Genomic DNA, 25,537 nt, shown 5'->3' on the forward strand with positions numbered 1-25,537 from the left:
CCGGAGGCCGCCTCAGCCTGGTCAGTCGGCTGGGGCGGCCTCTGACCGCGGCTCGTCGGTCCACACGTCCTCGTCGGTGCGACGAGCACGCACGAGCCTGGCGCGCGCCGCGAGCTCCGCGTCCGGGGGGTAGACGACCGCCTCGAGGACGAGCCCGTCGGGCGAGACGACCGGAGCCCGGCTCTCCCGCACCCCACGCGCGAGCACCTGCGCCGGCCACGCGACCGGCGCACGCCCCTCGCCCACCGTCAGTGAGGCACCGACCAGCGCGCGGACCATGTTGTGGCAGAAGGCGTCGGAGCGGACGGACGCGACGACGAGCCCCGCGTCCGGGCCCGACTCAGGACGCGTCCAGCTCAGCTCCTGCAGGTGGCGGATCGTCGTGGCACCCGGCCGGGGTCGGCAGAACGCGGCGAAGTCGCGCACCCCGAGCAGCGCCTGGCACGCCTCGTGCATCGCCGCCACGTCGAGGGGCTTCTTCACCCACACCGTCCACTCCCGGCGCAGCGGGTCCCGCGTCGAGGCCGCATCAGCGATCCGGTAGGTGTAGCGGCGGAGCGTCGCGCTGTAGCGCGCGTCGAACCCCGCCGGTGCGACGCCGGCCCGGTGCACGACGACGTCCCTCGGCAGCACCCCGGCGAGCCGGCTCACCAGCGCATCGCCGGGCGTGCGGCCAGAACGCGAGGGCAGGCGCTCCCACACCTCAGCCTCGACGTCGAGGTGGGCGACCTGGCCCCGCGAGTGCACGCCGGCGTCGGTGCGGCCTGCGACGGTGAGGCGCGGTGCCGGCACCCGCAGCACCCGCTCCAACGCCGCCTCGAGGGTGCCCTGGACGGTCCGCAGGCCGGGCTGGACCGCCCACCCGGCGAAGCCGGTCCCCTGGTAGGCGAGGTCGAGACGAATGCGGATCACGCCCTCCATGATCTCGCACTCGGCGAGCTCCGACGACACCCGGACCGCTGCCCGCTGTGTGCCCGCCACGCCCGTGTGCCCGTCACGCCCGGGCAGGCGGGTCGAGCTCGTCCAGCGCCTCGAGGATCACCCGCGAGAAGGCCACCGGACGATCGAGGCTCGCGAGGTGTCGCGCTCCGGGGATGACGACGTGACGGACCCGCTGCCCGCTGGAGCGGGCCGCACGCAGGTAGGCGCGTTCCTCCATCCGGAAATGGTCGAACTGCCCGTTGACGATCCACACGGGACAGGCAAGGTGGCGGAGGTCGCGGAGCGGGTCGAGCCCACCGACGGCTTCCAGGGCGGGCGTCATGACCTTCAGCGCAAAGCCACCTGCACCGACGTCCACCGCGCCCTGCTCAGGCAGGAGCCGCCGCACCATGAAGGCGTTGAGCCACTCTCCGCCGTCGGGCGAGGCCTCGATCACCCGGGCGATGCGCAACCACGCACGGCGCAGCGGCGTGGACGGTGCTGTGCAGCACCCTGCAGCGAGCAGCCCCCGGACCTTCGTCGGATGGCGCGCCGTGTAGGCGATCGCCAGGTAGCCGCCGAGCGAGAGCCCGACGACGACGGCCTGTCCGCCGAGCTGGTCGACCGCTTCATCGATCGCTCCGAGCGCCCCGTCGACGTCGAACCGCTCGCCGATCCGTGCACCGTGCCCGGGGAGGTCGGGCACTGCGACCGCATGACCCGCTGCTTCGAGGGCCTCCCGTTGGGCCCTCCACATCGTGCCGGACGTCCTGATCCCGTGGATCAGGACGACCGGGCTGGGGTGGGTCCCGGCGTGGTCCACGGCCCGCACCGTCTCGCTCATCCGTCGATGCTCCCACACGCCGCAGCTCACCGCGGGTGCCCTGCGAGCCAGTCAGGCGCCGCCACCGACCGAGGAGCTGCAACCGCTTCTCATGCAACCGGTTGTCACCCGCACGCCGTGATCTCGAACAGGCGCGCGTCACCGGCCGAGCGGACGAGCCTCACGCCCGAGGTCGTGTCGATGTCCTGGAGCCCGGGCGACAACGTGTCGTCCTTGGCGCCGTCGCCCGGACCGGTGGGGTCCACGTACAGGTGGGTGGCCCCGGTGGCTGCGAGGTGCTCGCACACGAGCGGATCGTCACCGATGTCGCGGAACGAGGCACGCAGGTACGCCTGGTGCTCGTCCATCCGGCTCGTCCCGAGCTGCGGGAGCACCACGTCCACACCGGACAGCGCGTAGGCGAGCGCTGCGCCGTCCGACGGGTCGCCGAGGATCCGAGCATCGTCGGGCAGCGTCCCGGGCAGCTCACGCAGGAGCTCGATCTCGGCCTCGCTGAGCATCGTGCCCCACCGGATGCGGCTCGGGTCGTAGGCCTCGGCGTAGCGTCCCACCCGTTCACCGGCCTGGAACCCGCCGGAGACGACGACGGCGAGCACCACCAGACCGACGATCGCCGGGCGCTGGCGATCGGGCGGGTCCGGATGCTCACGACCCGCCCACACACCGGCCGCGGCTGTTTCCGTCGCGGCTGCGATCGCGCGTGCGTCGTCGTCAGCCGCATCAGCGAGGGACCCCGCGGCTGTCGTTCCGGGCGATCCAGGACCGCGCCCACGCATGAGGCCGACCCAGACCGCCGTGAGCCGCTGCGCGACCCAGGCGAGGCCGACCGCAGCCAGGAGCGTCGCCGGGATCGGGTACAGCGCCTCGATACGCGCCCCCTGGGAGTACCACAGGCCGGTCACTGCTCGGATCGGGCTCGGCGGCCCCGCAGCGACCGCCGTGAGGGCACAGACCAGCGCGGCCGAGACGATCAGCCACCGGTGTCTGCGCGCCCGGACGAGCACGAGCGCGCCGCCGAGGACGGCGACGGACAGGACGACGTTCCCGGGCCCTCCCGTGAGCACCCCGTCGAACACCGTGCGCAGCACGGAGGCCGGGTAGCCTCGCTGCCCCGCTCGCTCGAAGTTGAGGAGCACGGCGACGACCGGCGACGAGAGCAGCACAGCCGTCGCACCACCACCCAGCAGGAGCACCCCGGCGCACCAGGCCAGGACCCGGCGTCTGTGCCCGTCCCGGTACGCGTCCCGCGCGACGCACCACAGCGCCACCGCGACGTACGGCCCGACGACGACCGCCAGCCCGAACAGACCACTGCCGTGCGTCGCGGCGACACCCCCGACGGAGAGAAGTGCCGCGCCACACAGGGCCCAGCGGGGCGGCGCAGAGGGCGGCGCAGAGGGCGGCGCGCCAGTCCCCTGCGGATCAGGCGCACCCGGCGCGCCGCCGTTCACCCGCTCGGCCTCGCCGGCTCCCCGGGCGTCAGACCCACGCAGGGAGCGCACCGCAGCCACGACGAGCGCGCACGCCCCCGGGATGAGCATGACGGACATCGCGTTGGGCCACTGCGCCAGGGTGCTCAGCTGGACTGTCGGGAACATCGAGAACCCGCCCCCGAGGGCGACGACGAGCGTCGGAGCACCTCTGCGCTCCGGGAAGACCTCACGCGCCCATGCAGCGAGCCCCAACAACCACCCGAGAGACACCATCGCCAGCGTCGAGGCGTTGGCCGCAGCGCTCACGTCGAACATCCCGGGGACCGCGGCCGCGGGGAGGAGTGCCACGAGCGAGTGCCAGACCGTCGGGTAGTAGACGTGCGCGCCCTGCCCGTAGAGGCCGTCCAGCGACGTCGCGTCGCCGGTCTCCCGGATCAGCGCGACGCCGTTGAGGTGGAACACCGCGTCCCACTGCTGGAGCGGAGCGTCCGGCGCCCCCATACCGGCCGCGACGGGCACGACGGCCAGCGCTGAGGCGAGGACGAGAACAAGGAGGAACGCCCAGGAACGGCGCAGATTCTCGGCCGCGGTGGCCAGCGCAGCTCGCGGGTCCGTAGCGCCGCGCGGACGACCGGACGCCTGCCCACCCGACCTACGTGACCGCCGCGCACGCGTCGCGACGACCCCGACCAGCCCGAGCATCACCGCCACGGCGGCAGCGGCGTTCCCCAGCCGCCACTCGATGCCGAGCCCGGCGAGCGCGATCGCGGCACACGCCCAGAGCGCACTGGACACCGCTGGGCCGGCGCCCACCGCGGTGACGCCGCGCACCCCGAGGATGCGCAGGACGATCCCCCCGGGAAGGACGAGCAGGAGAACGAACAGCATGGACATCGCGGCGAGCGTCAGCCAAGCCACGCCGTGTCCCCTCGTCGATCGGATATCAGGTCAGACGGTAGCGCACGCACGAAGGCCCGGACCGAGAGATGGTCTCGATCCGGGCCCAGCTGCGCTACGCGGCGCCGGGGGCGCCGCCAGTGTGGCCTCAGCTGTCGCTGGAGCCTGACTCCGCTGACGACTCCGCCGGAGCGTCGGCCTCGGCGGTCGCCTCCGCGGGCGCCTCCTGGACCGGCGCAGCCTTCGGCGCGCTCTTCTTCGCAGCCTTCTCGGCCTCGCGCACGACAGCCTGCTTCGGGCTCAGCGGCTCGAGCACGAGCTCGATGACCGCCATGGGCGCGTTGTCACCCTTGCGGTTGCCGACCTTCGTGATGCGCGTGTACCCGCCCTTGCGCTCGGCAACCGCGGGCGCGATCTCCGTCACCAGGCGGTGGAGGATCGTGTTCGCGTCACCGGGCTCGTCGGGACGACGAGGGGTCTTGTTGTTGATCGTCTTGGCAATCTGGCGGATCGAGTGCAGGTCACCGCGCTTGGCCTTGCTGATGAGGCGCTCCGCGAACGGCTGCAGACGCTTCGCCTTCGTGGCGGTCGTCGTGATGCGGCCGTGCTCGAAGAGGCTCGCGGCGAGGTTGCCGAGGATCAGGCGCTCGTGTGCCGGGCTACCGCCGAGCCGTGCACCCTTGGTGGGGGTAGGCATTGTTCTTGCTCCTTAGAGGATTGGTCGAGCTGTCCGGTCACCCGGTCGGCCCTGAAGTCAGGTGTACTGCTCGTCTTCCGGGTCTTCACCGTCGTAGTAGTCCGCGGTGGAGGGATCGAAGTCGATCGGCGAGTCCTTGAGGGAGAGGCCGAGCTCCGCGAGCTTGTCCTTGACCTCGTTGATCGACTTCGCGCCGAAGTTGCGGATGTCGAGCAGGTCGGCCTCGCTCCGTGCCACGAGCTCACCCACGGCGTGGATGCCCTCGCGCTTGAGGCAGTTGTACGACCGGATCGTCAGCTGCAGCTCTTCGATCGGCAGCGCCAGGTCGGCGGCGAGAGCGGCGTCCGTCGGGGACGGGCCGATCTCGATGCCCTCAGCCTCGACGTTGAGCTCCCGGGCCAGACCGAACAGCTCGACGAGGGTCTTTCCCGCGGAGGCCAGTGCGTCACGGGGCGCCATGGCCTGCTTCGTCTCGACATCGACGATGAGCTTGTCGAAGTCGGTGCGCTGCTCCACTCGGGTCGCCTCGACGTTGTAGGTGACCTTGAGCACCGGCGAGTAGATCGAGTCGACAGGGACCCGACCGATCTCGGCGTCGTACGACTTGTTCTGCTGCGCCGAGACGTACCCGCGACCGCGCTCGACGGTGAGCTCGATCTCGAGCTTTCCCTTGTCGTTGAGCGTGGCGATGTGCAGGTCCGTGTTGTGGACCTCCACGCCCGCCGGCGGGACGATGTCAGCCGCGGTGACCGCACCCGAGCCCTGCTTGCGCAGGTACATCACGACGGGCTCGTCGTTCTCGGAGGAGACGACGAGGTTCTTGATGTTGAGGATGATCTCGGTGACGTCTTCCTTGACACCGGGCACCGTGGTGAACTCGTGGAGGACACCGTCGATCCGGATCGACGTCACGGCAGCCCCGGGGATGGAGGACAGCAGCGTGCGGCGCAGCGAGTTGCCGAGCGTGTAGCCGAAACCGGGCTCGAGCGGCTCGATGGAGAAGCGGGACCGCGTCTCCGAGATGACCTCTTCGGTCAGGGTGGGGCGCTGTGCGATGAGCACTGGTGGGTTCCTTTCAGCGTGCGTCCGCTATATGACGCACTACGAGCCGGACCCGTGTCACGGGCCCGGCGTGAGGCTGGAATGCTCGGTGACCGGTCACGCCGCGAGGCGTGCCCGGTCACCGCTCGAACAGGATCAGACCCGGCGACGCTTGGGCGGGCGGCACCCGTTGTGCGCCTGCGGGGTGACGTCCTGGATGGAGCCGACCTCCAGGCCAGCGGCCTGGAGCGAGCGGATCGCGGTCTCACGACCGGAGCCGGGACCCTTGACGAAGACGTCGACCTTCTTCATGCCGTGCTCCTGGGCGCGACGCGCGGCCGCCTCCGCTGCGAGCTGCGCAGCGAACGGCGTGGACTTGCGCGAGCCCTTGAAACCGACCTGGCCGGACGAGGCCCAGGAGATCACAGCGCCCGAGGGGTCCGTGATCGACACGATGGTGTTGTTGAACGTGCTCTTGATGTGCGCCTGGCCGATGGCAATGTTCTTCTTGTCTTTGCGGCGAGGCTTGCGTGCGCCCTGGGCGCCGCGAGTCTTGGGAGGCATGTGCTGTTTCTCTCCTGGATTGAGGTCTTCGGGTCGCGCGGGCGGGCGGTGGCGCGCGATGCGTCAGGGCTCCGGCCCAGCGAGCTGCTGCTCGGGCTAGCGGGCCTTCTTCTTGCCGGCCACGGTGCGCTTGGGGCCCTTGCGGGTGCGCGCGTTCGTCTTGGTGCGCTGACCGCGCACAGGAAGCCCGCGGCGGTGACGCAGACCCTCGTAGGAACCGATCTCGACCTTGCGGCGGATGTCGGCAGCGACCTCACGGCGGAGGTCACCCTCGAGCTTGAAGTTGCCTTCCAGGTAGTCACGCAGCGAGACGAGCTCGGCGTCGCCGAGGTCCTTCACGCGCGCGTCCGGGCTGATGCCCGTGGCGGCCAGCGTCTGCTGGGCGCGGGTACGGCCGACGCCGTAGATGTAGGTGAGTGCAACCTCGAGCCGCTTGTCGCGGGGGAGGTCGACACCGATAAGACGTGCCATGTGCCTTCCGGCTCCTGTACTGCCATCGGAGGTCTACCGCACCACCGCTCGCGTCCTGCGAGCCCCGGCCTCCGACCGGGGGTTCACGGACCGACGCCGGCTGGGCCGTGTCGATCCGGTGGTGATGCGCTGGTCGTGCTCACCCCGAGGACGAGGGGGGCACTGGTCGTACTGTCCGAACCGGGACGAGTAGTCCCAGGGCGTCAGCCCTGGCGCTGCTTGTGACGCAGGTTCTCGCAGATGACCATGACGCGACCGTGCCGGCGAATCACCTTGCACTTGTCGCAGATCTTCTTGACGCTGGGGTTGACCTTCATCGTGGTTCCTCCGCCGCCGCATCCCGACGCACGGGGACGACGGTCCCCCGCTCGCTAGGCAGCGTTGTTCGAGTGGTGGTTACTTGTAGCGGTAGACGATCCGGCCACGGGACAAGTCGTACGGGCTCAGCTCAACGACCACCCGGTCCTCAGGGAGGATTCGGATGTAGTGCTGACGCATCTTGCCCGAGATGTGAGCGAGCACCCGGTGGCCGTTGGCAAGCTCCACGCGGAACATCGCGTTCGGCAGTGCCTCGACCACGCTGCCCTCGATCTCGATGACACCGTCCTTCTTCGCCATATCCTCCGCTAACTCTCGTGACGAACTCCTGCCCACGACCACACCGCTCACCCAGCGCGCACGAAGCACGCGTGGCAACGGTCTGACGTGGATTGGCGGTGGCAGCGCGCTAGCACTACACACCCAACGGACCATCCTACGGCATGTCCGAGGGCACGTAAACCGCCGCTGACGTCGGCCTGACCGCAGCGGCGGCCGGTCAGAGGGGATGGTCAGACGAGGGCGGGGGTGAGGCCGAGGCCGGCGAGCCGAGCAGCGCCACCGTCGGGCTCGGTGAGCACGAGCACGCCGGACTCCAGCAGAGCGACGCTGTGCTCCCAGTGCGCAGCCCGAGAACCATCGCTCGTGACAACCGTCCAGTCGTCCTCGCACACCTGCGTCGAGGGTTCGCCCCGGGTCACCATGGGCTCCACGGCGAGACACATCCCATGCCGCAACCGGGGACCGCGCTCACGCGTCCGGAAGTTGGGAACGTCCGGTGCCTGGTGCATCGACGAGCCGATGCCGTGCCCGACGTACTCCTGCACGATCCCGTACCGGGTCCCGTCGGACTCCCCCGACGCGACGATCGAGCGCTCGATGGCCTCTCCCACGTCGCACACCCGGGAGCTTGTCGCCAGAGCGGCTATTCCCGCCCACATCGCGGCCTCCGTCGCCGCTACGAGGGCCTCGTCGGCAGGCGAGCCCTCGCCGAGCACGAAGGACACCGCCGAGTCGCCGTGCCAGCCGTCCACGACGGCGCCGCAGTCGACCGAGACCAGGTCGCCCGCCTCCAGCGTGCGCGCGCCGGGGATCCCGTGGACCACCTCGTCGTTCACGGAGATGCACACGGTCGCGGGATACCCGTGGTACCCGAAGAACGAGGACGTCGCACCAGCACGCGCGATGGCCGAGGCGGCGACGGCATCGAGCTCCGCGGTCGTGATCCCCGGCTGCGCGGACTCGCGCACGGCGCTGAGCGCCTCGGCGACGACCAGTCCCGCACGTCGCATGACGGCTATCTGCGCGGGGGTCTTGTACTCGATGCGGTCCCGGCCGAACATCCGCTCCCCCGCCCTTCAGCCGATCGCGTGCGCGAGGGTTGCCAGCAGGCGGTCGGTGACCTCGTCGACCTCACCCAGGCCGTCGACCCGGACGAGCGCGTCACGCTGCTCGTACACCGCCGCGATCGGAGCGGTCTGCTCCGTGTACACCGTCAGGCGATGGCGGATGACCTCTTCCGTGTCGTCGTCCCGGCCTTCCAGCGCAGCACGCTTGAGCAGCCGCTCAGCCACCACGTCGGCATCCGCCGTGAGCTCGACCGCCGCGTCGAGCCGGACACCGAGCTCGTCAAGGATCGCGTCCAGCTCTCCGACCTGCGCGACGTTGCGGGGGTACCCGTCGAGGATGAACCCGAGGTCCTCCGGCGCTCCGGAGACCATCGACGCGAGCTTGTCGCGGACCATCGCATTGGTGACCTCGTCCGGGACGAGCTCACCCTTCGCGGTGTACTGCTGGGCCAGCAGCCCCAGCTCCGTCCCGCCCTTGATGTTGCTGCGGAAGATGTCGCCCGTGGAGATCGCCTCGACACCGAGACGTGACGCGAGCCGAGCGGCCTGGGTGCCCTTGCCCGCTCCGGGCGGACCGAGGAGTACGAGCCGTGCGCTCATCGCAAGAACCCTTCGTAGTGGCGCTGCTGGAGCTGCGAGTCGATCTGCTTCACAGTCTCGAGACCGACGCCGACGATGATGAGGATGGAGGTACCGCCGAACGGGATGTTCGTCGAGATGTCCAGCGCGAGGAAGGCGATCGTGGGGATCAGCGCGACCAACGCGAGGTACACCGAACCGGCGGAGGTGATGCGCGTGATGACGTAGTCGAGGTACTCGGCGGTCGGCCGCCCGGCACGGATACCGGGGACGAAGCCGCCGTACTTCTTCATGTTGTCGGCAACCTCGTCCGGGTTGAACGTGATCGCCGTGTAGAAGAAGCAGAAGAAGAGGATGAGCGCGACGTACAGCGCGATGTGCAGCGGAGCGCCGGTGTTCACGACGTTCGCCTGGACCCAGACCACCCAGTCGGCCTCAGGCGCGGCGAACTGCGCGATGAGGCCGGGTACCGCGAGCAGCGACGACGCGAAGATGACGGGGATGACGCCAGCCATGTTGATCTTGATCGGGATGTACGTGCTGGAACCGCCGTACATCTTGCGACCGACCATGCGCTTCGCGTACTGCACGGGGATACGCCGCTGCGACTGCTCGACGAACACCACGAGCACGACGATGAGGAGCGAGATGAGCAGGACCACGATGAACTTCGTCGCGCCGTCGTTGCCGCCAGCGATCGACCAGAGCGCGGGCGGGAAGCTCGCTGCGATGGACGTGAAGATCAGCAGCGACATGCCGTTGCCCACGCCCCGCTCACTGATGAGCTCACCGAGCCACATGATGAGGCCGGACCCGGCGGTCATCGTGATGACGATGAGCAGCGACGCCATGAAGCTGTCGTTCGGGATGACGTCACAGCCCGGCAGCAGCTGTCCGGTCCGTGCCATCGTCACGTAGGTCGTGGCCTGGAGGACCGCGAGAGCGATCGTCAGGTACCGCGTGTACTGCGTGAGCTTCGCGGTCCCGGACTGGCCCTCCTTGTGCAGCGCCTCGAAACGGGGGATGACCACCCGGAGCAGCTGCACGATGATGCTGGCCGTGATGTACGGCATGATCCCGAGCGCGAAGATCGAGAGCTGGAGCAGCGCACCCCCGCTGAACAGGTTGACGAGACCGAGGATGTCGCTCGTGCCACCCGCAGCGAGGCACTGCTGCACGTTCCCGTAGTCGACGCCGGGCGACGGCACGAAGGAACCGACGCGGAACAGCGCCATGATCATGATCGTGAACAGCAGCTTGCGCCGCAGGTCAGGCGTCCGAAACGCCCGAGCGAATGCGCTGAGCATCTATTCCTCCTGGTCCGCCGGTGGCGGGTGTGTGATCACCGGCGAGCCGGCGGGTGAGAAGGCGCCGGTCCGCCGGCACCCCACGAACCTTATCCGCTGTGGCGTGGTGCACGGGAATCAGTTCACCTCGAGCTGTTGAGCTCTGGACAAAGAAGCAGGGCCGGTTGCGCTGCGCGCGACCGGCCCTGCTGTGTGTCTCAGTCCTCCGAGACGGAACCACCAGCGGCAAGGATCTTGTCCTTGGCGGAACCCGAGAGGGCATCCACCGAGACCGCAAGCTTCACGGTCACCTCACCGGTGCCGAGAACCTTGACGAGCTGGCCCTTGCGGACCGCGCCCTTCGCCACGAGGTCCTCGACGGTGACGGAGCCACCCTCGGGGTACAGCGCGGAGAGCTTGTCGAGGTTGACGACCTGGTACTCGGTCCTGAACGGGTTCTTGAAGCCACGGAGCTTCGGAAGCCGCATGTGCAGCGGCATCTGGCCACCCTCGAAGCCGGGGCGGACCTGGTAACGAGACTTCGTTCCCTTGGTTCCGCGACCCGCAGTCTTGCCCTTCGAGCCCTGGCCGCGACCGACGCGCGTCTTGGCCGTCTTCGCGCCCGGGGCGGGACGGAGGTGGTGAACCTTGAGGGTGCCACCAGCGCCCAGAGGAGCGACGTCCGCGGCAGCGGCCTTGGGGGCCGCCTTCTCGGTCGTCGCAGCCTTCGTCGTCGCAGCCTTCTTCGGGGCTGCCTTCTTCTTCACAGGAGCGTCTGCGGCCTCGACCGCAGCGTCCTTCTTCGACTTCTCAGCCATGGTTACTCGACCTCCTCGACGGCGACGAGGTGCGCCACCGTCGCGACCATCCCGCGGATCTCAGGGCGGTCTTCCTTCACGGCGGTGTCGCCGATCCGCTTGAGGCCCAGCGTGCGCAGGGTGTCGCGTTGATTCTGCTTGCCGCCGATGGCGGACTTGAGCTGGGTCACCTTGAGACGGGCCATCATGCACCTACCCCAGCTGCCGCAGCCTTGCCGGCCGCCTGTGCCCGGAGCATCGCGTGGGGCGCGACGTCCTCGAGCGGCAGGCCACGACGAGCAGCAACAGCCTCCGGGAGCTCGAGGCCCCGGAGCGCCGCGACCGTCGCGTGGACGATGTTGATCGCGTTGGAGGAACCGAGCGACTTCGACAGCACGTCGTGGATACCGGCGCACTCGAGCACTGCACGGACCGGACCGCCGGCGATCACACCGGTACCCGGAGCGGCGGGGCGCAGGAACACCACGCCTGCCGCAGCCTCACCCGTGATGGGGTGCGGCACCGTGCCCTGGATGCGAGGAACCTTGAAGAAGTTCTTCTTCGCTTCCTCGACGCCCTTGGCGATCGCCGCGGGCACCTCCTTGGCCTTGCCGTAGCCGACGCCGACGGTTCCGTCGCCATCGCCCACCACGACGAGCGCGGTGAAGCTGAAGCGACGACCACCCTTGACGACCTTGGCGACCCGGTTGATGGTGACGACGCGCTCGACGAAAGCGCTCTTCTCGGCGGCGTCACCGCGGCGACCGTCGCCACGACCGCCACCGCGGCGGTCGTTGTTGCGGCGATCGTTGTTCTCAGTGGTGGCGCCGCCCGTGGGGGCGCCGGTGGTGCTGCGCTGCCCTGCAGCCATCAGAGAGTCCTTTGCTTCGATGCGGAGGTGGTTCGCGTCATCACAGGGCCAGACCGCCTTCGCGGGCCCCGTCGGCGACTGCTGCCACCCGGCCGTGGTACTTGTTGCCGCCGCGGTCGAAGACGACCGCTTCGATGCCAAGTGCCTTCGCGCGTTCGGCGACGAGCTCGCCGACCCGACGAGCCTTGGCGCTCTTGTCCCCCTCGGCGGCCCGGAGGTCCGCCTCCATGGTGGATGCGTAGGCGACGGTCTTGCCGACGGTGTCGTCGACGACCTGCGCCGTGATGTGGCGAGCGGAACGCGTAACCACCAGGCGCGGCCGGAGAGCCGTGCCTGAGACCTTCTTGCGCAGGCGGAGGTGGCGGCGCTGACGCGCGACAGCCTTGCCCTTGCCCATGATCTTGAGAGCCATGGTTACTTACCAGCCTTTCCGGCCTTGCGGCGGACAACTTCGCCGGCGTAGCGCACACCCTTGCCCTTGTAGGGCTCCGGCTTGCGGATCTTGCGGATGTTCGCAGCGACCTCGCCCACCTGCTGCTTGCTGATGCCGCTGACCGAGAACTTGGTCGGGGCCTCGACAGCGAAGGCGATGCCCTCGGGGGGCGTGATGACGACGGGGTGGCTGAAACCGAGCGCGAACTCCAGGTCGGAGCCCTTCGCGGTGACGCGGTAACCCGTGCCGACGATCTCAAGCTTCTTCTCGTAGCCCTCGGTGACACCGGTGATGATGTTCGCCAGGAGGGTGCGAGTCAGGCCGTGCAACGAACGCGATGCACGCTCGTCGTCCGGACGGGCAACCACAAGGGAGCCGTCCTCGCTACGCGTGACCTCGATGGGGGCAGGCACGACGTGCTCGATCGAACCCTTGGGGCCCTTGATCGTCACGAGTGCGCCGCTGATGGTGACGTCCACTCCGGAAGGAACCGGGACGGGGACTTTGCCGATACGGGACATGGCTATCTCCTCTCCGTCTCTCGATTACCAGACGTAGGCGAGGACTTCCCCACCCACGCCCTTCTTTGCGGCCTGACGGTCGGTGAGGAGGCCGGACGACGTGGACAGGATTGCCACGCCGAGGCCACCGAGCACCTTGGGCAGGTTGGTGGACTTCGCGTACACGCGCAGACCGGGCTTGGACACCCGTCGCACGCCCGCGAGCGAACGCTCGCGGTTAGGTCCGAACTTCAGCTCGATGGTGAGGTACTTGCCCACAGGCGCGTCCTCGACCTTCCAGCCGGTGATGTATCCCTCGGCCTGCAGAATCTCAGCAATGTGCGACTTCAGCTTCGAGAACGGCATGGTGACCGTGTCGTGGTAAGCCGAGTTCGCGTTACGCAGACGCGTAAGCATGTCTGCGATCGGGTCGGTCATTGTCATTTGGGCTTCAGCCCTTCCTCGCCGGGGTATCCAGCACGCACCGCTCGGGCGCGCCCTGGACCTGCGACGTAGTTGTTACCAGCTGCTCTTCGTGACGCCGGGAAGCTCACCGCGGTGCGCCATCTCGCGCACGCAGATACGGCAGAGTCCGAACTTGCGGTAGACAGAGTGCGGGCGACCGCACTTCTGGCACCGGGTGTAGGCGCGCACCGCGAACTTGGGCTTCGCGGCGGCCTTGTTGACCAGGGCCTTCTTCGCCATGTCAGTTCTCCTTGAAGGGGAAGCCGAGACGCTTGAGAAGCGAACGGCCCTCGGCGTCTGTGGTTGCGGTCGTCACTACCGTGATGTCCATTCCGCGCACGCGGTCGATCTTGTCGGGATCGATCTCGTGGAACATCGCCTGCTCGGTGAGACCGAACGTGTAGTTGCCGTGCCCGTCGAACTGCTTGGGCGAGAGCCCACGGAAGTCACGGATACGCGGGAGGGCGATCGACAGGAGCCTGTCAGCGAACTCCCACATGCGGTCGCCGCGGAGCGTGACGTGCGCGCCGATCGGCATCCCTTCACGCAGCTTGAACTGTGCGATGGACTTGCGTGCCTTGGTGACCTGGGGCTTCTGACCCGTGATCGCCGTGAGGTCGCGGATCGCGCCCTCGATCAGCTTCGAGTCCTTCGCTGCGTCACCGACACCCATGTTGACCACGATCTTGGTCAGGCCAGCAACCTGGTTGACGTTGGCGTGGCCGAACTCCTCGCGGAGCCCGGGAAGAATCTCCTCGGCGTAGCGCGCCTTGAGGCGCGGCTGAGCCTTTGCGTACGTCTCGGTGCTCATCAGATGTCCTTCTCGGTGTCGCCGTGACCACGGGTCACGCGAACGCGCACCGTGCGGGTACGACCGTCGCGCTCAACCTGCTCGGTGCGCGCACCGAGCCGCTTGCCACGCTTGGCCTCAGCGTCGTAGAACTGCACGTTGCTGATGTGGATCGGGGCCTCGACGGTCTCGATCCCACCCGTGCGGGTCCCACGCTGGCTCTGGCCGACCTTGACGTGCTTGGTCACACGCTGGACGCCCTCGACGATGACGCGGTCGGAGTCCGTGAGGACCTCGAGGACGCGCCCGGTCTTGCCCTTGTCGCGGCCGGCGATCACGATCACCGTGTCGCCCTTCTTGATCTTCGCCATGGTCAGAGCACCTCCATCGCCAGCGAGATGATCTTCATGAACTTCTTGTCGCGCAGCTCGCGGCCCACCGGGCCGAAGATGCGGGTTCCGCGGGGCTCACCGTCGTTCTTGAGGATGACGGCAGCGTTCTCGTCGAACTTGATGTAGGAACCGTCGGGACGGCGGCGCTCCTTGGCGGTCCGGACGATGACGGCCTTGACCACATCGCCCTTCTTGACGTTGCCGCCGGGGATGGCGTCCTTGACGGTGGCGACAATGGTGTCACCGATACCGGCGTAGCGACGGCCCGAGCCCCCGAGAACGCGGATGCAAAGGATCTCCTTGGCGCCCGTGTTGTCGGCGACACGTAGTCGCGACTCCTGCTGGATCATGTAATGAACTCCTGTCGTCGAGCTGGTTCTCGCACGGTGCGAGCCTTGCCGAACGGATAACTGTCAAGCACTGCAGTAAGACCGGGCGCTGCCCGGGGACGGGTCCGGCGGTGCCGGACCCGTCCCCCGAGCAGCAGAGGACTACTTGGCCTTCTCGAGAATCTCCACCAGGCGCCACCGCTTGGTCGCGGACAGCGGGCGGGTCTCCATGATGAGGACGAGGTCGCCGACACCAGCAGAGTTCTGCTCGTCGTGCGCCTTGACCTTGCTGGTGCGCCGGATCACCTTACCGTAGAGCGGGTGCTTGACCCGGTCTTCGACCTCGATGACGACGGTCTTGTCCATCTTGTCACTCACCACGTAGCCGCGCCGCGTCTTGCGGTTCGGCCGGGCGGCGGCGACTTCCTGCTCTGAAGCTGCTGCTCCAGTCACGTTCTCGCTCATGTCAGCCTCACTCACTCACGCTCGGTGCGGTACGGATGCCGAGCTCGCGCTCGCGCAGGATCGTGTAGATCCGCGCGATGTCGCGACGAACAGCCTTGAGTCGCCCGTGGCTCTCCAGCTGGCCGGTGGCCGACTGGAAACGGAGGTTGAAGAGCTCCTTCTTGGCCTTCTCGAGCTCGGCAACGATCTGGTCGTTGTCGAGACCGTCCAGCTCACTGGGAGCCAGGTCCTTGCTACCGATAGCCATCAGTTGCCACCACCCTCGCGCACCACGAAACGGCACTTCATCGGGAGCTTGTGGATCGCGCGCCGCATGGCCTCACGGGCCAGGGGCTCGTCGACGCCGGCGAGCTCGAAGACGATCCGCCCCGGCTTGACGTTCGCGATCCACCACTCGGGGGAACCCTTACCTGAACCCATTCGGGTCTCCGCCGGCTTCTTGGTCAGCGGACGGTCGGGGTAGATGTTGATCCAGACCTTGCCACCACGCTTGATGTGGCGGGTCATGGCGATACGAGCAGCCTCGATCTGACGGTTCGTCACGTAGGCGGGCTCGAGAGCCTGGATGCCGTACTCGCCGAACGCGATCGTGGTCCCACCCGTCGCGGCGCCGGAGCGCCCGGGGTGGTGCTGCTTGCGGTGCTTGAGCCTGCGCGGGATAAGCATCGCTCAGGCCTCCGTTCCGGTTTCGGCGGCGGGCGCGGCGTCCTGTCCAACAGGAGCCTGACCTGCCTGGGCGGGCGTCTCGGCTGCGGCCGGACGCTCGGTGCGCGGCGGACGACCGCCACGAGCCGGACGCTCGCCGCGGGGGCCACCACGCGGGGCGCGGGGCGCCTGCGTCGCCTGCTGTGCAGCGAACTCCTTCTCGGTCATGTCGCCCTTGTAGATCCACACCTTGACGCCGATACGACCGAACGTGGTGCGGGCCTCGAAGAACCCGTAGTCGATGTTCGCGCGGAGCGTGTGCAGCGGCACACGGCCCTCGCGGTAGAACTCGCTACGGCTCATCTCAGCGCCACCGAGACGACCGGAGCACTGGACACGGATGCCCTTCGCGCCGGCACGCTGGGCAGACTGCATGCCCTTGCGCATCGCCCGTCGGAACGAGACACGGCTCGCGAGCTGCTCCGCGATCCCCTGGGCCACGAGCTGGGAGTCGATCTCAGCGTTCTTGACCTCGAGGATGTTGAGCTGCACCTGCTTGCCGGTGAGCTTCTCGAGCTCGCCGCGGATACGGTCGGCCTCAGCGCCTCGACGGCCGATCACGATGCCCGGACGGGCCGTGTGGATGTCGACGCGGACGCGGTCACGGGTGCGCTCGATCTCGACCTTCGAGATTCCTGCGCGCTCGAGACCGGTCGCCATGAGCTTGCGGATCTGGACGTCCTCGCGGACGTAGTCGCGGTAGCGCTGGCCGACCTTCGTGCTGTCGGCGAACCATCGCGAGCGGTGGTCGGTGGTGATCCCGAGACGGTACCCGTGCGGGTGAACCTTCTGTCCCACTATCGGGCCCTTCCCTTCGTGTCTTCGCGCGGAGCGACAACCACGGTGATGTGGCTGGTCCGCTTGAGGATCTGGCTGGCACGCCCCTGTGCACGCGGGCGGAACCGCTTGAGGGTAGGTCCCTCGTCGACGAACGCAGCGGAGACGAAGAGCTGCTGCTCGTCGAACGCCTCGCTCGCCCGGTCTGCCTTGACCCGAGCGTTCGCGATCGCGCTCTGCACGACCTTGAGGATCGGGTCGCTCGCGGCCTGCGGTGCGAACTTCAGCACCGCGACAGCCTCAGCGGCCTGCTTGCCACGGATGAGATCCACGACGCGCCGGGCCTTCTGGGGCGTGACGCGGACGAACCGCGCCTGCGCCTTGGCTTCCATTGCTGTCCTGCCTTCTTGTTTCGTCATGACCGTGAGGTCGTCGCAACTGACCCGGGGGTCAGCGGCGACGGCCCTTCTTGTCGTCCTTCACGTGGCCACGGAACGTCCGCGTCGGAGCGAACTCGCCGAGCTTGTGCCCGACCATCGACTCGGTGACGAAGACAGGCGTGTGCTTGCGACCGTCGTGCACGGCAAAGGTGTGACCAAGGAAATCGGGCGTGATGAGCGACCGACGGGACCAGGTCTTGATTACGTTCTTGGTCCCCTTCTCGTTCTGTACGTCCACCTTCTTCTGGAGGTGTCCGTCGACGAAGGGGCCCTTCTTCAGGCTGCGTGGCATCAGTCAGGCTCCTATCAACGCTTCTTGTTCTTGCCGGAACGACGGCGACGCACGATGAGCTTGTCGCTCGCCTTGTTGGGACGACGGGTGCGCCCCTCGGCCTGGCCCCAGGGGCTGACCGGGTGACGTCCACCGGACGTCTTGCCCTCTCCACCACCGTGCGGGTGGTCGATCGGGTTCATGGCGACACCACGGACGGTCGGGCGCTTGCCCTTCCAGCGCATGCGGCCGGCCTTGCCCCAGTTGATGTTCGACTGCTCGGCGTTGCCGACCTCGCCGACGGTGGCTCGGCAGCGGAGGTCCACGTTGCGGATCTCACCGGACGGCATACGCAGCTGGGCGTACGGGCCGTCCTTCGCGACGAGCTGCACCGAGGCACCCGCGGAACGGGCGATCTTCGCGCCGCCGCCGGGCTTGAGCTCGATGGCGTGGATGACCGTACCGGTCGGGATGTTGCGGAGCGGCAGGTTGTTGCCCGGCTTGATGTCCGCGCCGGCGCCGTTCTCGATCATGTCGCCCTGACGCAGCTTGTTCGGGGCGATGATGTAGCGCTTCTCGCCGTCTGCGTAGTGCAGGAGCGCGATGCGGGCGGTCCGGTTGGGGTCGTACTCGATGTGAGCGACCTTCGCGGGCACGCCGTCCTTGTCGTGGCGACGGAAGTCGATGACGCGGTAGGCACGCTTGTGGCCACCACCCTTGTGGCGGGTGGTGATGCGTCCGGAACTGTTGCGTCCACCGGTCTTCGACAGGGGCCGAACCAGCGACTTCTCCGGCTCCGAGCGCGTGATCTCGACGAAGTCGGCAACGCTGGAGCCGCGGCGTCCGGGCGTAGTCGGCTTGTACTTACGGATTCCCATGGGGATCTATCCTCAATCTGCTCTCGGCCGGCTCAGCCGACGGGGCCACCGAACATGTCAATCGATCCCTCGTGGAGGGAGACGATTGCACGCTTGGTGTCCTTACGCTTGCCGGTACCGAAACGGGTCCGCCGGGACTTGCCCTTGCGGTTGATCGTGTTGACCGAGTCAACCTTCACGTCGAAAATCTTCTCGACCGCGATCTTGATCTCTGTCTTGTTCGCTCGCGGGTCGACGAGGAAGGTGTACTTCCCCTCGTCGAGCAGTCCGTAGCTCTTCTCCGACAGGACCGGCGCGATCACGATGTCGCGGGGGTCCTTCTGGACTGTGGTCGTCACTTCGCGTCCTCCTTGGCCAACTCTGCCGACTCGGACTCGGTCGCGACGGCCTTGACCGAACCACCCTTGGCGGGACCCGCCAGGAAGGAGTTCAGCGCGCCCTGCGTGAAGACGACGTCGTCCGAGATGAGCACGTCGTAGGTGTTGAGCTGGTCAGCGACCAGGAGGTGCACCTGCTCGGCGTTCTGCAGCGACCGCACGGTCACGTCGTCGCCGCGCTCGAGCACCACGAGCACGTTCTTGCGCGGCGCGAGGTTGGCGAGCGAGGCGAGCGCCTGCTTGGTCGACGGGACTCCGTCGATACCGAAGCCGGTGACCACGTGGACGCGGCCGTTGCGAGCCCGGTCGGACAGAGCGCCGCGGAGAGCCGCGACCTTCATCTTCTTGGGAGTCCGCTGCGAGTAGTCGCGGGGCGTCGGTCCGTGGACCACTCCACCACCCGTGAACTGCGGAGCACGGGTCGAACCCTGACGGGCGCGGCCGGTCCCCTTCTGCTTGTGCGGCTTGCGTCCACCACCGCGGACCTCGCCGCGGTTCTTGGTGCTGTGCGTGCCCTGACGGGCTGCAGCAAGCTGCGCGACAACGACCTGGTGGATGAGCGGGATGTTCGTCTGGACGTCGAACACCTCGGCGGGAAGCTCGGCAGTGCCGGCCTTCGCACCGGTGGCGTCGATGACGTCGACGGTCAGCGTTTCAGACATGCGTCTCACGCACCCTTCGCGGCACTACGCACGAGGACGACGCCGCCCTTAGGACCGGGAACCGCGCCCTTGACGAGCAGCAGACCCTTCTCGGCGTCGACCGCGTGAACGGTCAGGTTCTGCGTGGTCTGACGGTCAACGCCCATCCGACCAGCCATGCGCACACCCTTGAACACGCGCGACGGGGTCGAGGCCCCACCGATCGAGCCGGGCTTGCGGTGGTTACGGTGCGAACCGTGGGAGGCGCCAACGCCGTGGAAGCCGTGCCGCTTCATGACGCCGGCAAAGCCCTTTCCCTTGGTCGTCCCGATGACGTCGACGACGCTCCCGGCCTCGAAGGCCTCAGCGGTGAGCTCCTGGCCGAGGTTGTACTCGCCAGCGTCGGACGTGCGGATCTCGGTCACGTGGCGGCGCGGAGTGACTCCGGCCTTCTCGAAGTGACCCTTCAGAGGCTGCGTCACCTTGCGCGGGTCGATCTGCCCGTACGCGAGCTGCACGGCGGTGTAGCCGTCAACCTCAGCGGTACGGATCTGGGTCACCACGTTGGTGCCGACCTGGACCACGGTCACGGGGACGAGGCGTCCTGCCTCGTTCCAGACCTGGGTCATCCCGAGCTTGGTGCCGAGCACGGCCGTCACGGGCCGCTCGTTCTGCTGGGTAGTCATGTGTATGTCCTTCCCAGTCTCAGAGCTTGATCTCGATGTTCACGTCCGCGGGCAGGTCGAGGCGCATGAGCGAGTCGACCGCCTTCGGCGTGGGATCGATGATGTCGATGAGCCGCTTGTGCGTGCGCATTTCAAAGTGCTCGCGGCTGTCCTTGTACTTGTGAGGCGAACGAATCACAACGAATACGTTCTTCTCCGTCGGCAACGGCACCGGGCCCACGACCGTCGCACCAGCGCGTGTCACCGTGTCGACGATCTTGCGTGCCGAACTGTCGATGACCTCGTGGTCGTAGGACTTGAGCCGGATGCGGATCTTTTGTCCCGCCATGGCGTCGTCTGACTCTCTCTCTCGAACCGCTAGCTTCCGACCCCCGCACTCGGGCGTGTCGCACTGGGCGACACACACTCGCGCAGCACCACTCGGTGGTGCAGGATCGTTGGATATGTGAATCGAACCGCTGCCGCAGGCCCTTCTCAGTGCCCGACGGTGCAGAACCGAATCGCAACGTCTCTCGCCTGTGTGGAACAGGTGTTCCGCGGCACCTCAATCTGTCAGTCGTCCAGAGAGTTCAACACGCAGAACGGCCCGGAGGGCCAGCTGTTCAACACACTGTTCGACATTTGAATGAGCGCACCCGCAACAGGCAACCTGAGTAGTCTGACACGCCGACGCCCAAAAGGCCAACCCTGGCGCTGGACGACGACGTCACAGCGCCGCAGCGAGCCCTGCCGGCGGCCGGACGCACAAGAGCCCGGCCGCCGTCAGGCGACCGGGCTCCCGGTGTGCGAGCGTGTCAGCTCAGAAGATCAACGTCACTTGACGATCTTCGTGACCTGGCCCGATCCGACCGTACGGCCACCCTCACGGATGGCGAAGCCGAGGCCCTCTTCCATCGCGATCGGCTGGATGAGCTCGACGCTCATCTCGGTGTTGTCGCCGGGCATGACCATCTCGGTGCCCTCGGGCAGCGTGATGACACCGGTGACGTCCGTGGTCCGGAAGTAGAACTGCGGACGGTAGTTCGAGTAGAACGGGTTGTGACGCCCGCCCTCGTCCTTGCCGAGGATGTAGACGCGAGCCTCGAAGTTCGTGTGCGGGGTGATGGAACCCGGCTTCACGACGACCTGGCCGCGCTCGACGTCCTCGCGCTTGATGCCACGCAGGAGGAGACCGGTGTTGTCGCCGGCCTGTGCCTCGTCCATGGACTTGTGGAACGTCTCGATGCCCGTGACCGTGGTCTTCTGAGCGGGACGGATACCGACGATCTCCACCTCGGAGTTCACCGTGAGGCGACCGCGGTCGACCTTTCCGGTGACGACGGTTCCACGACCGGTGATCGTGAAGACGTCCTCGATCGGCATGAGGAACGGCTTGTCGAGGTCACGGACCGGGTCCGGCACGTTCTCGTCGACAGCCTCGAGGAGCTCCTCGACCGACTTGGTCCAGGTGGCGTCGCCCTCGAGCGCCTTGAGGCCCGACACGCGGACGACAGGAGCGTTGTCACCGTCGAAGCCCTGCGCGGAGAGGAGCTCGCGCACCTCCATCTCGACGAGCTCGAGGATCTCCTCGTCGTCGACCATGTCGGCCTTGTTGAGCGCGACCAGCAGGTAGGGAACGCCGACCTGGCGGGCGAGCAGAACGTGCTCACGGGTCTGAGCCATCGGGCCGTCCGTGGCGGCGACGACGAGGATCGCGCCGTCCATCTGCGCGGCACCGGTGATCATGTTCTTGATGTAGTCAGCGTGACCGGGAGCGTCGACGTGAGCGTAGTGACGCTTCTCCGTCTCGTACTCGATGTGCGCGATGTTGATCGTGATACCGCGCTGCTTCTCTTCCGGAGCCTTGTCGATGTCGTCGAACTTGAACTCGGGGTTCAGGTCCGGGTACTTGTCGTGCAGCACCTTCGAGATCGCTGCCGTCAGCGTCGTCTTACCGTGGTCAACGTGACCGATGGTACCGATGTTGACGTGCGGCTTGGTCCGCTCGAACTTGGCCTTCGCCACTGGGGTCCTCCTGGGACTTGGGTAGTTGTGCCGAACGATGCAGGCGCGGCTCGTAGAGCCGCCCCTGCTGGGCGTGCGGGTCGCTACAGGTTGATGGTCTTGATACTACAGTTCGACCTGTGGGGACTCACTCGCCCCGGGTCTTCTTGATGATCTCTTCGGCAACGTTCCGAGGAACCTCGGAGTAGCTGTCGAACTGCATCGAGTACACGGCACGGCCCTGGGTCTTCGACCGCAGGTCACCGATGTACCCGAACATCTCTGACAGAGGGACGAGTGCGCGGATGACCTTCACACCCGTGGCGTCCTCCATGGACTGGATCATGCCGCGTCGGGAGTTGATGTCACCGATCACGTCACCCATGTAGTCCTCGGGGGTCCGCACCTCGACCGCCATGACCGGCTCCAGCAGAACCGGGTCCGCTCGCCGGACGCCCTCCTTGAGGATCATCGAGCCAGCAATCTTGAACGCCATCTCCGAGGAGTCGACCTCGTGGTAGGCGCCATCGAGCAGCGTCGCCTTGATTCCGACGAGCGGGTAGCCGGCGAGCACGCCGAGCTCCATCGCTGCCTGGATACCGGCGTCGACGCTCGGGATGTACTCGCGGGGGATACGGCCACCGCTGACCTTGTTCTCGAAGACGTAGAGCTCGCCCTCGGCCGGGTCCAGCGGAGCGAACGACATCTGCACCTTGGCGAACTGACCGGATCCACCGGTCTGCTTCTTGTGCGTGTAGTCGATCTTCTCGACCGTCTTGCGGATCGTCTCGCGGTACGCCACCTGCGGCTTGCCGACGTTCGCCTCGACCTTGAACTCGCGCCGCATGCGGTCGACGAGGATGTCGAGGTGGAGCTCACCCATCCCGGCGATCACGGTCTGACCCGTGTCGACGTTGAGCGAGACCTGGAACGTCGGGTCCTCGTCCGAGAGCTTCTGGATGGCCGTGGAGAGCTTCTCCTGGTCACCCTTCGTCTTCGGCTCGATCGCCACGGAGATGACGGGCTCGGGGAACGTCATCGACTCGAGCACGACCGGGTTCGCGAGGTCGCACAGGGTGTCACCCGTGGTGACGTCCTTGAGCCCGATGAACGCGTAGATGTGGCCGGCCGTGGCCTCCTCGACGGGGTTCTCCTTGTTGGAGTGCATCTGGAAGAGCTTCCCGATGCGCTCCTTCTTGTTCTTCGTCGCGTTGAGCACCTGGGCGCCCTGCGACACCTTGCCGGAGTACACGCGGACGTAGGTGAGCTTGCCGAAGAACGGGTGCGTGGCGACCTTGAACGCGAGCGCGGCGAACGGCTCGGTCGCGTCCGGGTGACGCTCGACGACGATCTCCTCGTCGCGGACGTCGTGCCCCTGCATGGCGGGGACGTCGAGCGGCGTCGGGAGGTAGTCGATGACGGCGTCGAGCATGGGCTGGACGCCCTTGTTCTTGAACGCCGAGCCGCACAGGACCGGGTAGGCCTCGGAACGGATGGTCAGCTCGCGGATACCGGCCTTGAGCTCCGCGACGGTCGGCTCCTCGCCACCGAGGTACTTCTCGAGAAGCTCCTCGTTGGCCTCGGCGACGGCCTCGATGAGCTCTGCGCGGTACTGCGCGGCCTTCTCGACGAGGTCAGCCGGGATCTCCTCGGTGGAGTACTCCTCGCCGAGGGCGGTCTCGCCGCGCCACACGAGGGCCTTCTGCTCGACGAGGTCGACGACACCGATGAAGTCGTTCTCGGAGCCGATCGGGAGCTGGATCACGAGCGGCTTCGCCTTGAGGCGGTTGATGATCGTGTCGACGGTGAAGTAGAAGTCTGCGCCGAGCTTGTCCATCTTGTTGACGAAGCAGATGCGCGGGACGTCGTACTTGTCAGCCTGGCGCCAGACGGTCTCCGACTGGGGCTCGACGCCCTCCTTGCCGTCGAAGACGGCGACTGCGCCGTCCAGGACACGGAGCGAGCGCTCGACCTCGACGGTGAAGTCGACGTGCCCGGGGGTGTCGATGATGTTGATCTGGTTGTTCTTCCAGTAGCAGGTCGTCGCGGCGGACGTGATCGTGATGCCGCGCTCCTGCTCCTGCTCCATCCAGTCCATCGTCGAGGCGCCGTCGTGCGTCTCACCGATCTTGTAGTTGACCCCCGTGTAGAAGAGGATCCGCTCGGTGGTGGTCGTCTTGCCAGCATCGATGTGGGCCATGATGCCGATGTTGCGGACCTTGTTCAGGTCGGTCAGCACGTCAAGTGCCACGGTGTTTTACCTCTTACTGGGTGGGGGATGGAGCACAGAAGATTGGTCGGACGCCGAGGGCGTCGCGGGACGGGCGGCGCCCCGGGACGGGTCCCGGGGCGCCGACGCCATCACCAGCGGTAGTGCGCGAAGGCCTTGTTGGACTCGGCCATCTTGTGCATGTCCTCACGGCGCTTGACCGCGGCACCGAGGCCGTTGCTCGCGTCGAGGATCTCGTTCATGAGGCGCTCGGTCATCGTCTTCTCGCGGCGGGCGCGCGAGTAGTCGGTGAGCCAGCGCAGCGCGAGCGTGGTCGAACGCACGGGGCGGACCTCGACGGGCACCTGGTAGGTGGCTCCACCCACGCGGCGCGAGCGAACCTCGAGCGCGGGGCGGATGTTCTCGAGCGCGCGCTTGAGAACGACGACGGGGTCGCCTGCCGTCTTCTCGCGCACGCCCTCGAGCGCGCCGTAGACGATGGCCTCTGCGGTCGACTTCTTGCCGTCGAGCAGGACCTTGTTGATCAGCTGAGTGACGACCGGGGATCCGTAGACCGGGTCGACGATGAGGGGCCGCTTCGGGGCCGGGCCTTTACGAGGCATCAGCTCTTCTCCTTCTTCGCGCCGTAGCGGCTGCGAGCCTGCTTGCGGTTCTTGACACCCTGGGTGTCGAGAGCGCCGCGGATGACCTTGTAGCGCACGCCGGGGAGGTCCTTCACACGGCCGCCGCGCACGAGCACGATGGAGTGCTCCTGCAGGTTGTGGCCGACACCGGGGATGTATGCAGTGACCTCGACGCCGGAGGAGAGCTTCACACGGGCGACCTTACGGAGCGCTGAGTTCGGCTTCTTCGGGGTGGTGGTGTAGACGCGGGTGCACACACCGCGCCGCTGGGGGGAGCCCTTGAGGGCCGGGGTCTTGGACTTTCCGACCTTCGATGTCCGCCCCTTGCGGACGAGCTGCTGAATCGTGGGCACTGCGTCTCCGTGTCTACTCGAGCTCACCGGGGAGTTCCCGGTGGTGGCTGCTACTGGCACATATTGCTGGACTGAGTCGGGCTGGGTGCACGAGGGCACCGCAGCTTCGCTGCAATACGCCACGTACCACC

37 protein-coding genes are annotated in these 25,537 nt (G+C 67.4%); all 37 read right to left on the reverse strand.

Going from position 1 to position 25,537, the window contains the following annotated elements:
* Window positions 1-21: 21 nt before the first annotated feature.
* Window positions 22-921: a tRNA pseudouridine(38-40) synthase TruA gene (gene truA, locus AC54T1_RS10220; protein ID WP_496912067.1), complete on the reverse strand. Its 900-nt coding sequence runs from the start codon at window positions 919-921 to the stop codon at window positions 22-24.
* Window positions 922-994: 73 nt separating this feature from the next.
* Window positions 995-1,765, reverse strand: a complete 771-nt coding sequence (locus AC54T1_RS10225) for an alpha/beta fold hydrolase (protein WP_496911882.1) — start codon at window positions 1,763-1,765, stop codon at window positions 995-997.
* 104 nt (window positions 1,766-1,869) lie between these two features.
* Window positions 1,870-4,116: a DUF6541 family protein gene (locus tag AC54T1_RS10230; RefSeq protein WP_496911883.1), complete on the reverse strand. Its 2,247-nt coding sequence runs from the start codon at window positions 4,114-4,116 to the stop codon at window positions 1,870-1,872.
* A 127-nt stretch (window positions 4,117-4,243) separates the two neighbouring features.
* Window positions 4,244-4,792 (reverse strand): 50S ribosomal protein L17, encoded by a 549-nt coding sequence (gene rplQ / locus AC54T1_RS10235; protein ID WP_496911884.1) that lies wholly within the window; start codon window positions 4,790-4,792, stop codon window positions 4,244-4,246.
* A gap of 57 nt (window positions 4,793-4,849) precedes the next feature.
* A complete protein-coding gene (locus tag AC54T1_RS10240) occupies window positions 4,850-5,854 on the reverse strand; it encodes a DNA-directed RNA polymerase subunit alpha (protein ID WP_484345708.1) in 1,005 nt (334 codons plus the stop codon).
* A 135-nt stretch (window positions 5,855-5,989) separates the two neighbouring features.
* Window positions 5,990-6,397 (reverse strand): 30S ribosomal protein S11, encoded by a 408-nt coding sequence (rpsK, locus tag AC54T1_RS10245; protein ID WP_484345707.1) that lies wholly within the window; start codon window positions 6,395-6,397, stop codon window positions 5,990-5,992.
* Between the two features lie 96 nt (window positions 6,398-6,493).
* The gene (gene rpsM, locus AC54T1_RS10250) at window positions 6,494-6,868 is read right to left on the reverse strand and encodes a 30S ribosomal protein S13 (protein WP_484345706.1); all 375 of its coding nucleotides are present in this window, start codon (window positions 6,866-6,868) and stop codon (window positions 6,494-6,496) included.
* A gap of 203 nt (window positions 6,869-7,071) precedes the next feature.
* Window positions 7,072-7,185 (reverse strand): 50S ribosomal protein L36, encoded by a 114-nt coding sequence (gene rpmJ / locus AC54T1_RS10255; protein WP_018682809.1) that lies wholly within the window; start codon window positions 7,183-7,185, stop codon window positions 7,072-7,074.
* 79 nt (window positions 7,186-7,264) lie between these two features.
* Window positions 7,265-7,486, reverse strand: coding sequence for a translation initiation factor IF-1 (gene infA, locus AC54T1_RS10260; RefSeq protein WP_024286981.1), 222 nt, complete (start codon window positions 7,484-7,486; stop codon window positions 7,265-7,267).
* A 212-nt stretch (window positions 7,487-7,698) separates the two neighbouring features.
* Complete coding sequence (map, locus tag AC54T1_RS10265) at window positions 7,699-8,529, reverse strand: type I methionyl aminopeptidase (protein ID WP_484345705.1); 831 nt, start codon at window positions 8,527-8,529, stop codon at window positions 7,699-7,701.
* Window positions 8,530-8,544: 15 nt separating this feature from the next.
* Entirely contained in the window at window positions 8,545-9,135 is a 591-nt protein-coding gene (locus AC54T1_RS10270) for an adenylate kinase (RefSeq protein WP_484345704.1), read from the reverse strand.
* On the reverse strand, window positions 9,132-10,421 hold the full coding sequence (gene secY, locus AC54T1_RS10275; RefSeq protein ID WP_496911885.1) for a preprotein translocase subunit SecY: 1,290 nt from the start codon (window positions 10,419-10,421) through the stop codon (window positions 9,132-9,134). Before secY ends, AC54T1_RS10270 begins: the two co-directional genes overlap by 4 nt.
* Before the next feature lie 197 nt (window positions 10,422-10,618).
* The gene (gene rplO, locus AC54T1_RS10280) at window positions 10,619-11,218 is read right to left on the reverse strand and encodes a 50S ribosomal protein L15 (RefSeq protein WP_484345702.1); all 600 of its coding nucleotides are present in this window, start codon (window positions 11,216-11,218) and stop codon (window positions 10,619-10,621) included.
* A 2-nt stretch (window positions 11,219-11,220) separates the two neighbouring features.
* Window positions 11,221-11,403, reverse strand: a complete 183-nt coding sequence (rpmD, locus tag AC54T1_RS10285) for a 50S ribosomal protein L30 (RefSeq protein WP_348592434.1) — start codon at window positions 11,401-11,403, stop codon at window positions 11,221-11,223.
* Window positions 11,403-12,068, reverse strand: a complete 666-nt coding sequence (rpsE, locus tag AC54T1_RS10290) for a 30S ribosomal protein S5 (protein ID WP_484345701.1) — start codon at window positions 12,066-12,068, stop codon at window positions 11,403-11,405. The genes rpmD and rpsE overlap by 1 nt, the downstream gene beginning before the upstream one ends.
* Window positions 12,069-12,108: 40 nt before the next feature.
* Window positions 12,109-12,480 carry a 50S ribosomal protein L18 gene (gene rplR / locus AC54T1_RS10295; protein WP_484345700.1) on the reverse strand — a complete coding sequence of 124 codons (372 nt, stop codon included), beginning with the start codon at window positions 12,478-12,480 and terminating at the stop codon, window positions 12,109-12,111.
* Window positions 12,481-12,482: 2 nt separating this feature from the next.
* Window positions 12,483-13,022 carry a 50S ribosomal protein L6 gene (gene rplF, locus AC54T1_RS10300; RefSeq protein ID WP_484345699.1) on the reverse strand — a complete coding sequence of 180 codons (540 nt, stop codon included), beginning with the start codon at window positions 13,020-13,022 and terminating at the stop codon, window positions 12,483-12,485.
* Window positions 13,023-13,046: 24 nt separating this feature from the next.
* A complete protein-coding gene (gene rpsH / locus AC54T1_RS10305; protein WP_484345698.1) occupies window positions 13,047-13,445 on the reverse strand; it encodes a 30S ribosomal protein S8 in 399 nt (132 codons plus the stop codon).
* Between the two features lie 75 nt (window positions 13,446-13,520).
* Entirely contained in the window at window positions 13,521-13,706 is a 186-nt protein-coding gene (locus AC54T1_RS10310; protein ID WP_012867931.1) for a type Z 30S ribosomal protein S14, read from the reverse strand.
* A 1-nt stretch (window position 13,707) separates the two neighbouring features.
* Complete coding sequence (rplE, locus tag AC54T1_RS10315) at window positions 13,708-14,277, reverse strand: 50S ribosomal protein L5 (protein ID WP_484345697.1); 570 nt, start codon at window positions 14,275-14,277, stop codon at window positions 13,708-13,710.
* Window positions 14,277-14,627, reverse strand: coding sequence for a 50S ribosomal protein L24 (rplX, locus tag AC54T1_RS10320; RefSeq protein ID WP_484345696.1), 351 nt, complete (start codon window positions 14,625-14,627; stop codon window positions 14,277-14,279). The genes rplE and rplX overlap by 1 nt, the downstream gene beginning before the upstream one ends.
* 2 nt (window positions 14,628-14,629) lie before the next feature.
* Entirely contained in the window at window positions 14,630-14,998 is a 369-nt protein-coding gene (gene rplN, locus AC54T1_RS10325; protein WP_198732596.1) for a 50S ribosomal protein L14, read from the reverse strand.
* Window positions 14,999-15,139: 141 nt separating this feature from the next.
* Window positions 15,140-15,442, reverse strand: coding sequence for a 30S ribosomal protein S17 (gene rpsQ, locus AC54T1_RS10330; protein ID WP_484345695.1), 303 nt, complete (start codon window positions 15,440-15,442; stop codon window positions 15,140-15,142).
* A gap of 7 nt (window positions 15,443-15,449) precedes the next feature.
* Window positions 15,450-15,689: a 50S ribosomal protein L29 gene (gene rpmC, locus AC54T1_RS10335; protein ID WP_484345694.1), complete on the reverse strand. Its 240-nt coding sequence runs from the start codon at window positions 15,687-15,689 to the stop codon at window positions 15,450-15,452.
* On the reverse strand, window positions 15,689-16,108 hold the full coding sequence (gene rplP, locus AC54T1_RS10340) for a 50S ribosomal protein L16 (protein WP_484345693.1): 420 nt from the start codon (window positions 16,106-16,108) through the stop codon (window positions 15,689-15,691). The genes rpmC and rplP overlap by 1 nt, the downstream gene beginning before the upstream one ends.
* A 3-nt stretch (window positions 16,109-16,111) precedes the next feature.
* Complete coding sequence (gene rpsC, locus AC54T1_RS10345) at window positions 16,112-16,945, reverse strand: 30S ribosomal protein S3 (protein WP_484345692.1); 834 nt, start codon at window positions 16,943-16,945, stop codon at window positions 16,112-16,114.
* Window positions 16,945-17,316: a 50S ribosomal protein L22 gene (gene rplV / locus AC54T1_RS10350; RefSeq protein WP_484345691.1), complete on the reverse strand. Its 372-nt coding sequence runs from the start codon at window positions 17,314-17,316 to the stop codon at window positions 16,945-16,947. Before rplV ends, rpsC begins: the two co-directional genes overlap by 1 nt.
* A 58-nt stretch (window positions 17,317-17,374) precedes the next feature.
* Window positions 17,375-17,656 (reverse strand): 30S ribosomal protein S19, encoded by a 282-nt coding sequence (rpsS, locus tag AC54T1_RS10355; protein WP_484345690.1) that lies wholly within the window; start codon window positions 17,654-17,656, stop codon window positions 17,375-17,377.
* Between the two features lie 14 nt (window positions 17,657-17,670).
* On the reverse strand, window positions 17,671-18,513 hold the full coding sequence (rplB, locus tag AC54T1_RS10360) for a 50S ribosomal protein L2 (RefSeq protein WP_484345689.1): 843 nt from the start codon (window positions 18,511-18,513) through the stop codon (window positions 17,671-17,673).
* A 32-nt stretch (window positions 18,514-18,545) separates the two neighbouring features.
* Window positions 18,546-18,851, reverse strand: a complete 306-nt coding sequence (gene rplW, locus AC54T1_RS10365) for a 50S ribosomal protein L23 (protein ID WP_484345688.1) — start codon at window positions 18,849-18,851, stop codon at window positions 18,546-18,548.
* On the reverse strand, window positions 18,848-19,552 hold the full coding sequence (gene rplD, locus AC54T1_RS10370; RefSeq protein WP_484345687.1) for a 50S ribosomal protein L4: 705 nt from the start codon (window positions 19,550-19,552) through the stop codon (window positions 18,848-18,850). Before rplD ends, rplW begins: the two co-directional genes overlap by 4 nt.
* 5 nt (window positions 19,553-19,557) lie before the next feature.
* Window positions 19,558-20,217, reverse strand: a complete 660-nt coding sequence (gene rplC, locus AC54T1_RS10375) for a 50S ribosomal protein L3 (RefSeq protein WP_484345686.1) — start codon at window positions 20,215-20,217, stop codon at window positions 19,558-19,560.
* 19 nt (window positions 20,218-20,236) lie between these two features.
* Window positions 20,237-20,545: a 30S ribosomal protein S10 gene (gene rpsJ, locus AC54T1_RS10380; protein ID WP_019146773.1), complete on the reverse strand. Its 309-nt coding sequence runs from the start codon at window positions 20,543-20,545 to the stop codon at window positions 20,237-20,239.
* A gap of 485 nt (window positions 20,546-21,030) precedes the next feature.
* Window positions 21,031-22,221, reverse strand: a complete 1,191-nt coding sequence (tuf, locus tag AC54T1_RS10385) for an elongation factor Tu (protein WP_484345685.1) — start codon at window positions 22,219-22,221, stop codon at window positions 21,031-21,033.
* Window positions 22,222-22,348: 127 nt separating this feature from the next.
* A complete protein-coding gene (gene fusA / locus AC54T1_RS10390; RefSeq protein WP_484345684.1) occupies window positions 22,349-24,451 on the reverse strand; it encodes an elongation factor G in 2,103 nt (700 codons plus the stop codon).
* Window positions 24,452-24,561: 110 nt separating this feature from the next.
* Complete coding sequence (gene rpsG, locus AC54T1_RS10395) at window positions 24,562-25,032, reverse strand: 30S ribosomal protein S7 (protein ID WP_484345683.1); 471 nt, start codon at window positions 25,030-25,032, stop codon at window positions 24,562-24,564.
* Window positions 25,032-25,406, reverse strand: a complete 375-nt coding sequence (gene rpsL / locus AC54T1_RS10400; protein WP_066464686.1) for a 30S ribosomal protein S12 — start codon at window positions 25,404-25,406, stop codon at window positions 25,032-25,034. The genes rpsG and rpsL overlap by 1 nt, the downstream gene beginning before the upstream one ends.
* Window positions 25,407-25,537 lie beyond the last annotated feature (131 nt).

Source organism: Sanguibacter sp. Z41_6, assembly GCF_059621145.1.

Coding starts and splice junctions, on each gene's coding strand:
- rplP (WP_484345693.1), bottom strand. CDS start 16,108: ATGCTTATCCCGCGCAGGCTCAAGCACCGCAAGCAGCACCACCCCGGG.
- rpsG (WP_484345683.1), bottom strand. CDS start 25,032: ATGCCTCGTAAAGGCCCGGCCCCGAAGCGGCCCCTCATCGTCGACCCG.
- rpsH (WP_484345698.1), bottom strand. CDS start 13,445: ATGACAATGACCGACCCGATCGCAGACATGCTTACGCGTCTGCGTAAC.
- rplB (WP_484345689.1), bottom strand. CDS start 18,513: ATGGGAATCCGTAAGTACAAGCCGACTACGCCCGGACGCCGCGGCTCC.
- map (WP_484345705.1), bottom strand. CDS start 8,529: ATGTTCGGCCGGGACCGCATCGAGTACAAGACCCCCGCGCAGATAGCC.
- AC54T1_RS10270 (WP_484345704.1), bottom strand. CDS start 9,135: ATGAGCGCACGGCTCGTACTCCTCGGTCCGCCCGGAGCGGGCAAGGGC.
- rpsK (WP_484345707.1), bottom strand. CDS start 6,397: ATGCCTCCCAAGACTCGCGGCGCCCAGGGCGCACGCAAGCCTCGCCGC.
- infA (WP_024286981.1), bottom strand. CDS start 7,486: ATGGCGAAGAAGGACGGTGTCATCGAGATCGAGGGCAGCGTGGTCGAG.
- rpsJ (WP_019146773.1), bottom strand. CDS start 20,545: ATGGCGGGACAAAAGATCCGCATCCGGCTCAAGTCCTACGACCACGAG.
- rplF (WP_484345699.1), bottom strand. CDS start 13,022: ATGTCCCGTATCGGCAAAGTCCCCGTCCCGGTTCCTTCCGGAGTGGAC.
- rplC (WP_484345686.1), bottom strand. CDS start 20,217: ATGACTACCCAGCAGAACGAGCGGCCCGTGACGGCCGTGCTCGGCACC.
- rpsE (WP_484345701.1), bottom strand. CDS start 12,068: ATGGCTGCAGGGCAGCGCAGCACCACCGGCGCCCCCACGGGCGGCGCC.
- rplV (WP_484345691.1), bottom strand. CDS start 17,316: ATGGAAGCCAAGGCGCAGGCGCGGTTCGTCCGCGTCACGCCCCAGAAG.
- rplO (WP_484345702.1), bottom strand. CDS start 11,218: ATGGCTGAGAAGTCGAAGAAGGACGCTGCGGTCGAGGCCGCAGACGCT.
- rplE (WP_484345697.1), bottom strand. CDS start 14,277: ATGAGCACCGAGACGTACGCAAAGGCTCAGCCGCGCCTCAAGGCGCGC.
- rpsM (WP_484345706.1), bottom strand. CDS start 6,868: ATGGCACGTCTTATCGGTGTCGACCTCCCCCGCGACAAGCGGCTCGAG.
- secY (WP_496911885.1), bottom strand. CDS start 10,421: ATGCTCAGCGCATTCGCTCGGGCGTTTCGGACGCCTGACCTGCGGCGC.
- rpsQ (WP_484345695.1), bottom strand. CDS start 15,442: ATGAGCGAGAACGTGACTGGAGCAGCAGCTTCAGAGCAGGAAGTCGCC.
- rpmC (WP_484345694.1), bottom strand. CDS start 15,689: ATGGCTATCGGTAGCAAGGACCTGGCTCCCAGTGAGCTGGACGGTCTC.
- rpsS (WP_484345690.1), bottom strand. CDS start 17,656: ATGCCACGCAGCCTGAAGAAGGGCCCCTTCGTCGACGGACACCTCCAG.
- rpmJ (WP_018682809.1), bottom strand. CDS start 7,185: ATGAAGGTCAACCCCAGCGTCAAGAAGATCTGCGACAAGTGCAAGGTG.
- rpmD (WP_348592434.1), bottom strand. CDS start 11,403: ATGGCCCGTCTCAAGGTGACCCAGCTCAAGTCCGCCATCGGCGGCAAG.
- rplN (WP_198732596.1), bottom strand. CDS start 14,998: ATGATCCAGCAGGAGTCGCGACTACGTGTCGCCGACAACACGGGCGCC.
- rplD (WP_484345687.1), bottom strand. CDS start 19,552: ATGTCTGAAACGCTGACCGTCGACGTCATCGACGCCACCGGTGCGAAG.
- AC54T1_RS10225 (WP_496911882.1), bottom strand. CDS start 1,765: ATGAGCGAGACGGTGCGGGCCGTGGACCACGCCGGGACCCACCCCAGC.
- rplX (WP_484345696.1), bottom strand. CDS start 14,627: ATGGCGAAGATCAAGAAGGGCGACACGGTGATCGTGATCGCCGGCCGC.
- rplR (WP_484345700.1), bottom strand. CDS start 12,480: ATGGCTCTCAAGATCATGGGCAAGGGCAAGGCTGTCGCGCGTCAGCGC.
- rplQ (WP_496911884.1), bottom strand. CDS start 4,792: ATGCCTACCCCCACCAAGGGTGCACGGCTCGGCGGTAGCCCGGCACAC.
- truA (WP_496912067.1), bottom strand. CDS start 921: ATGGAGGGCGTGATCCGCATTCGTCTCGACCTCGCCTACCAGGGGACC.
- AC54T1_RS10310 (WP_012867931.1), bottom strand. CDS start 13,706: ATGGCGAAGAAGGCCCTGGTCAACAAGGCCGCCGCGAAGCCCAAGTTC.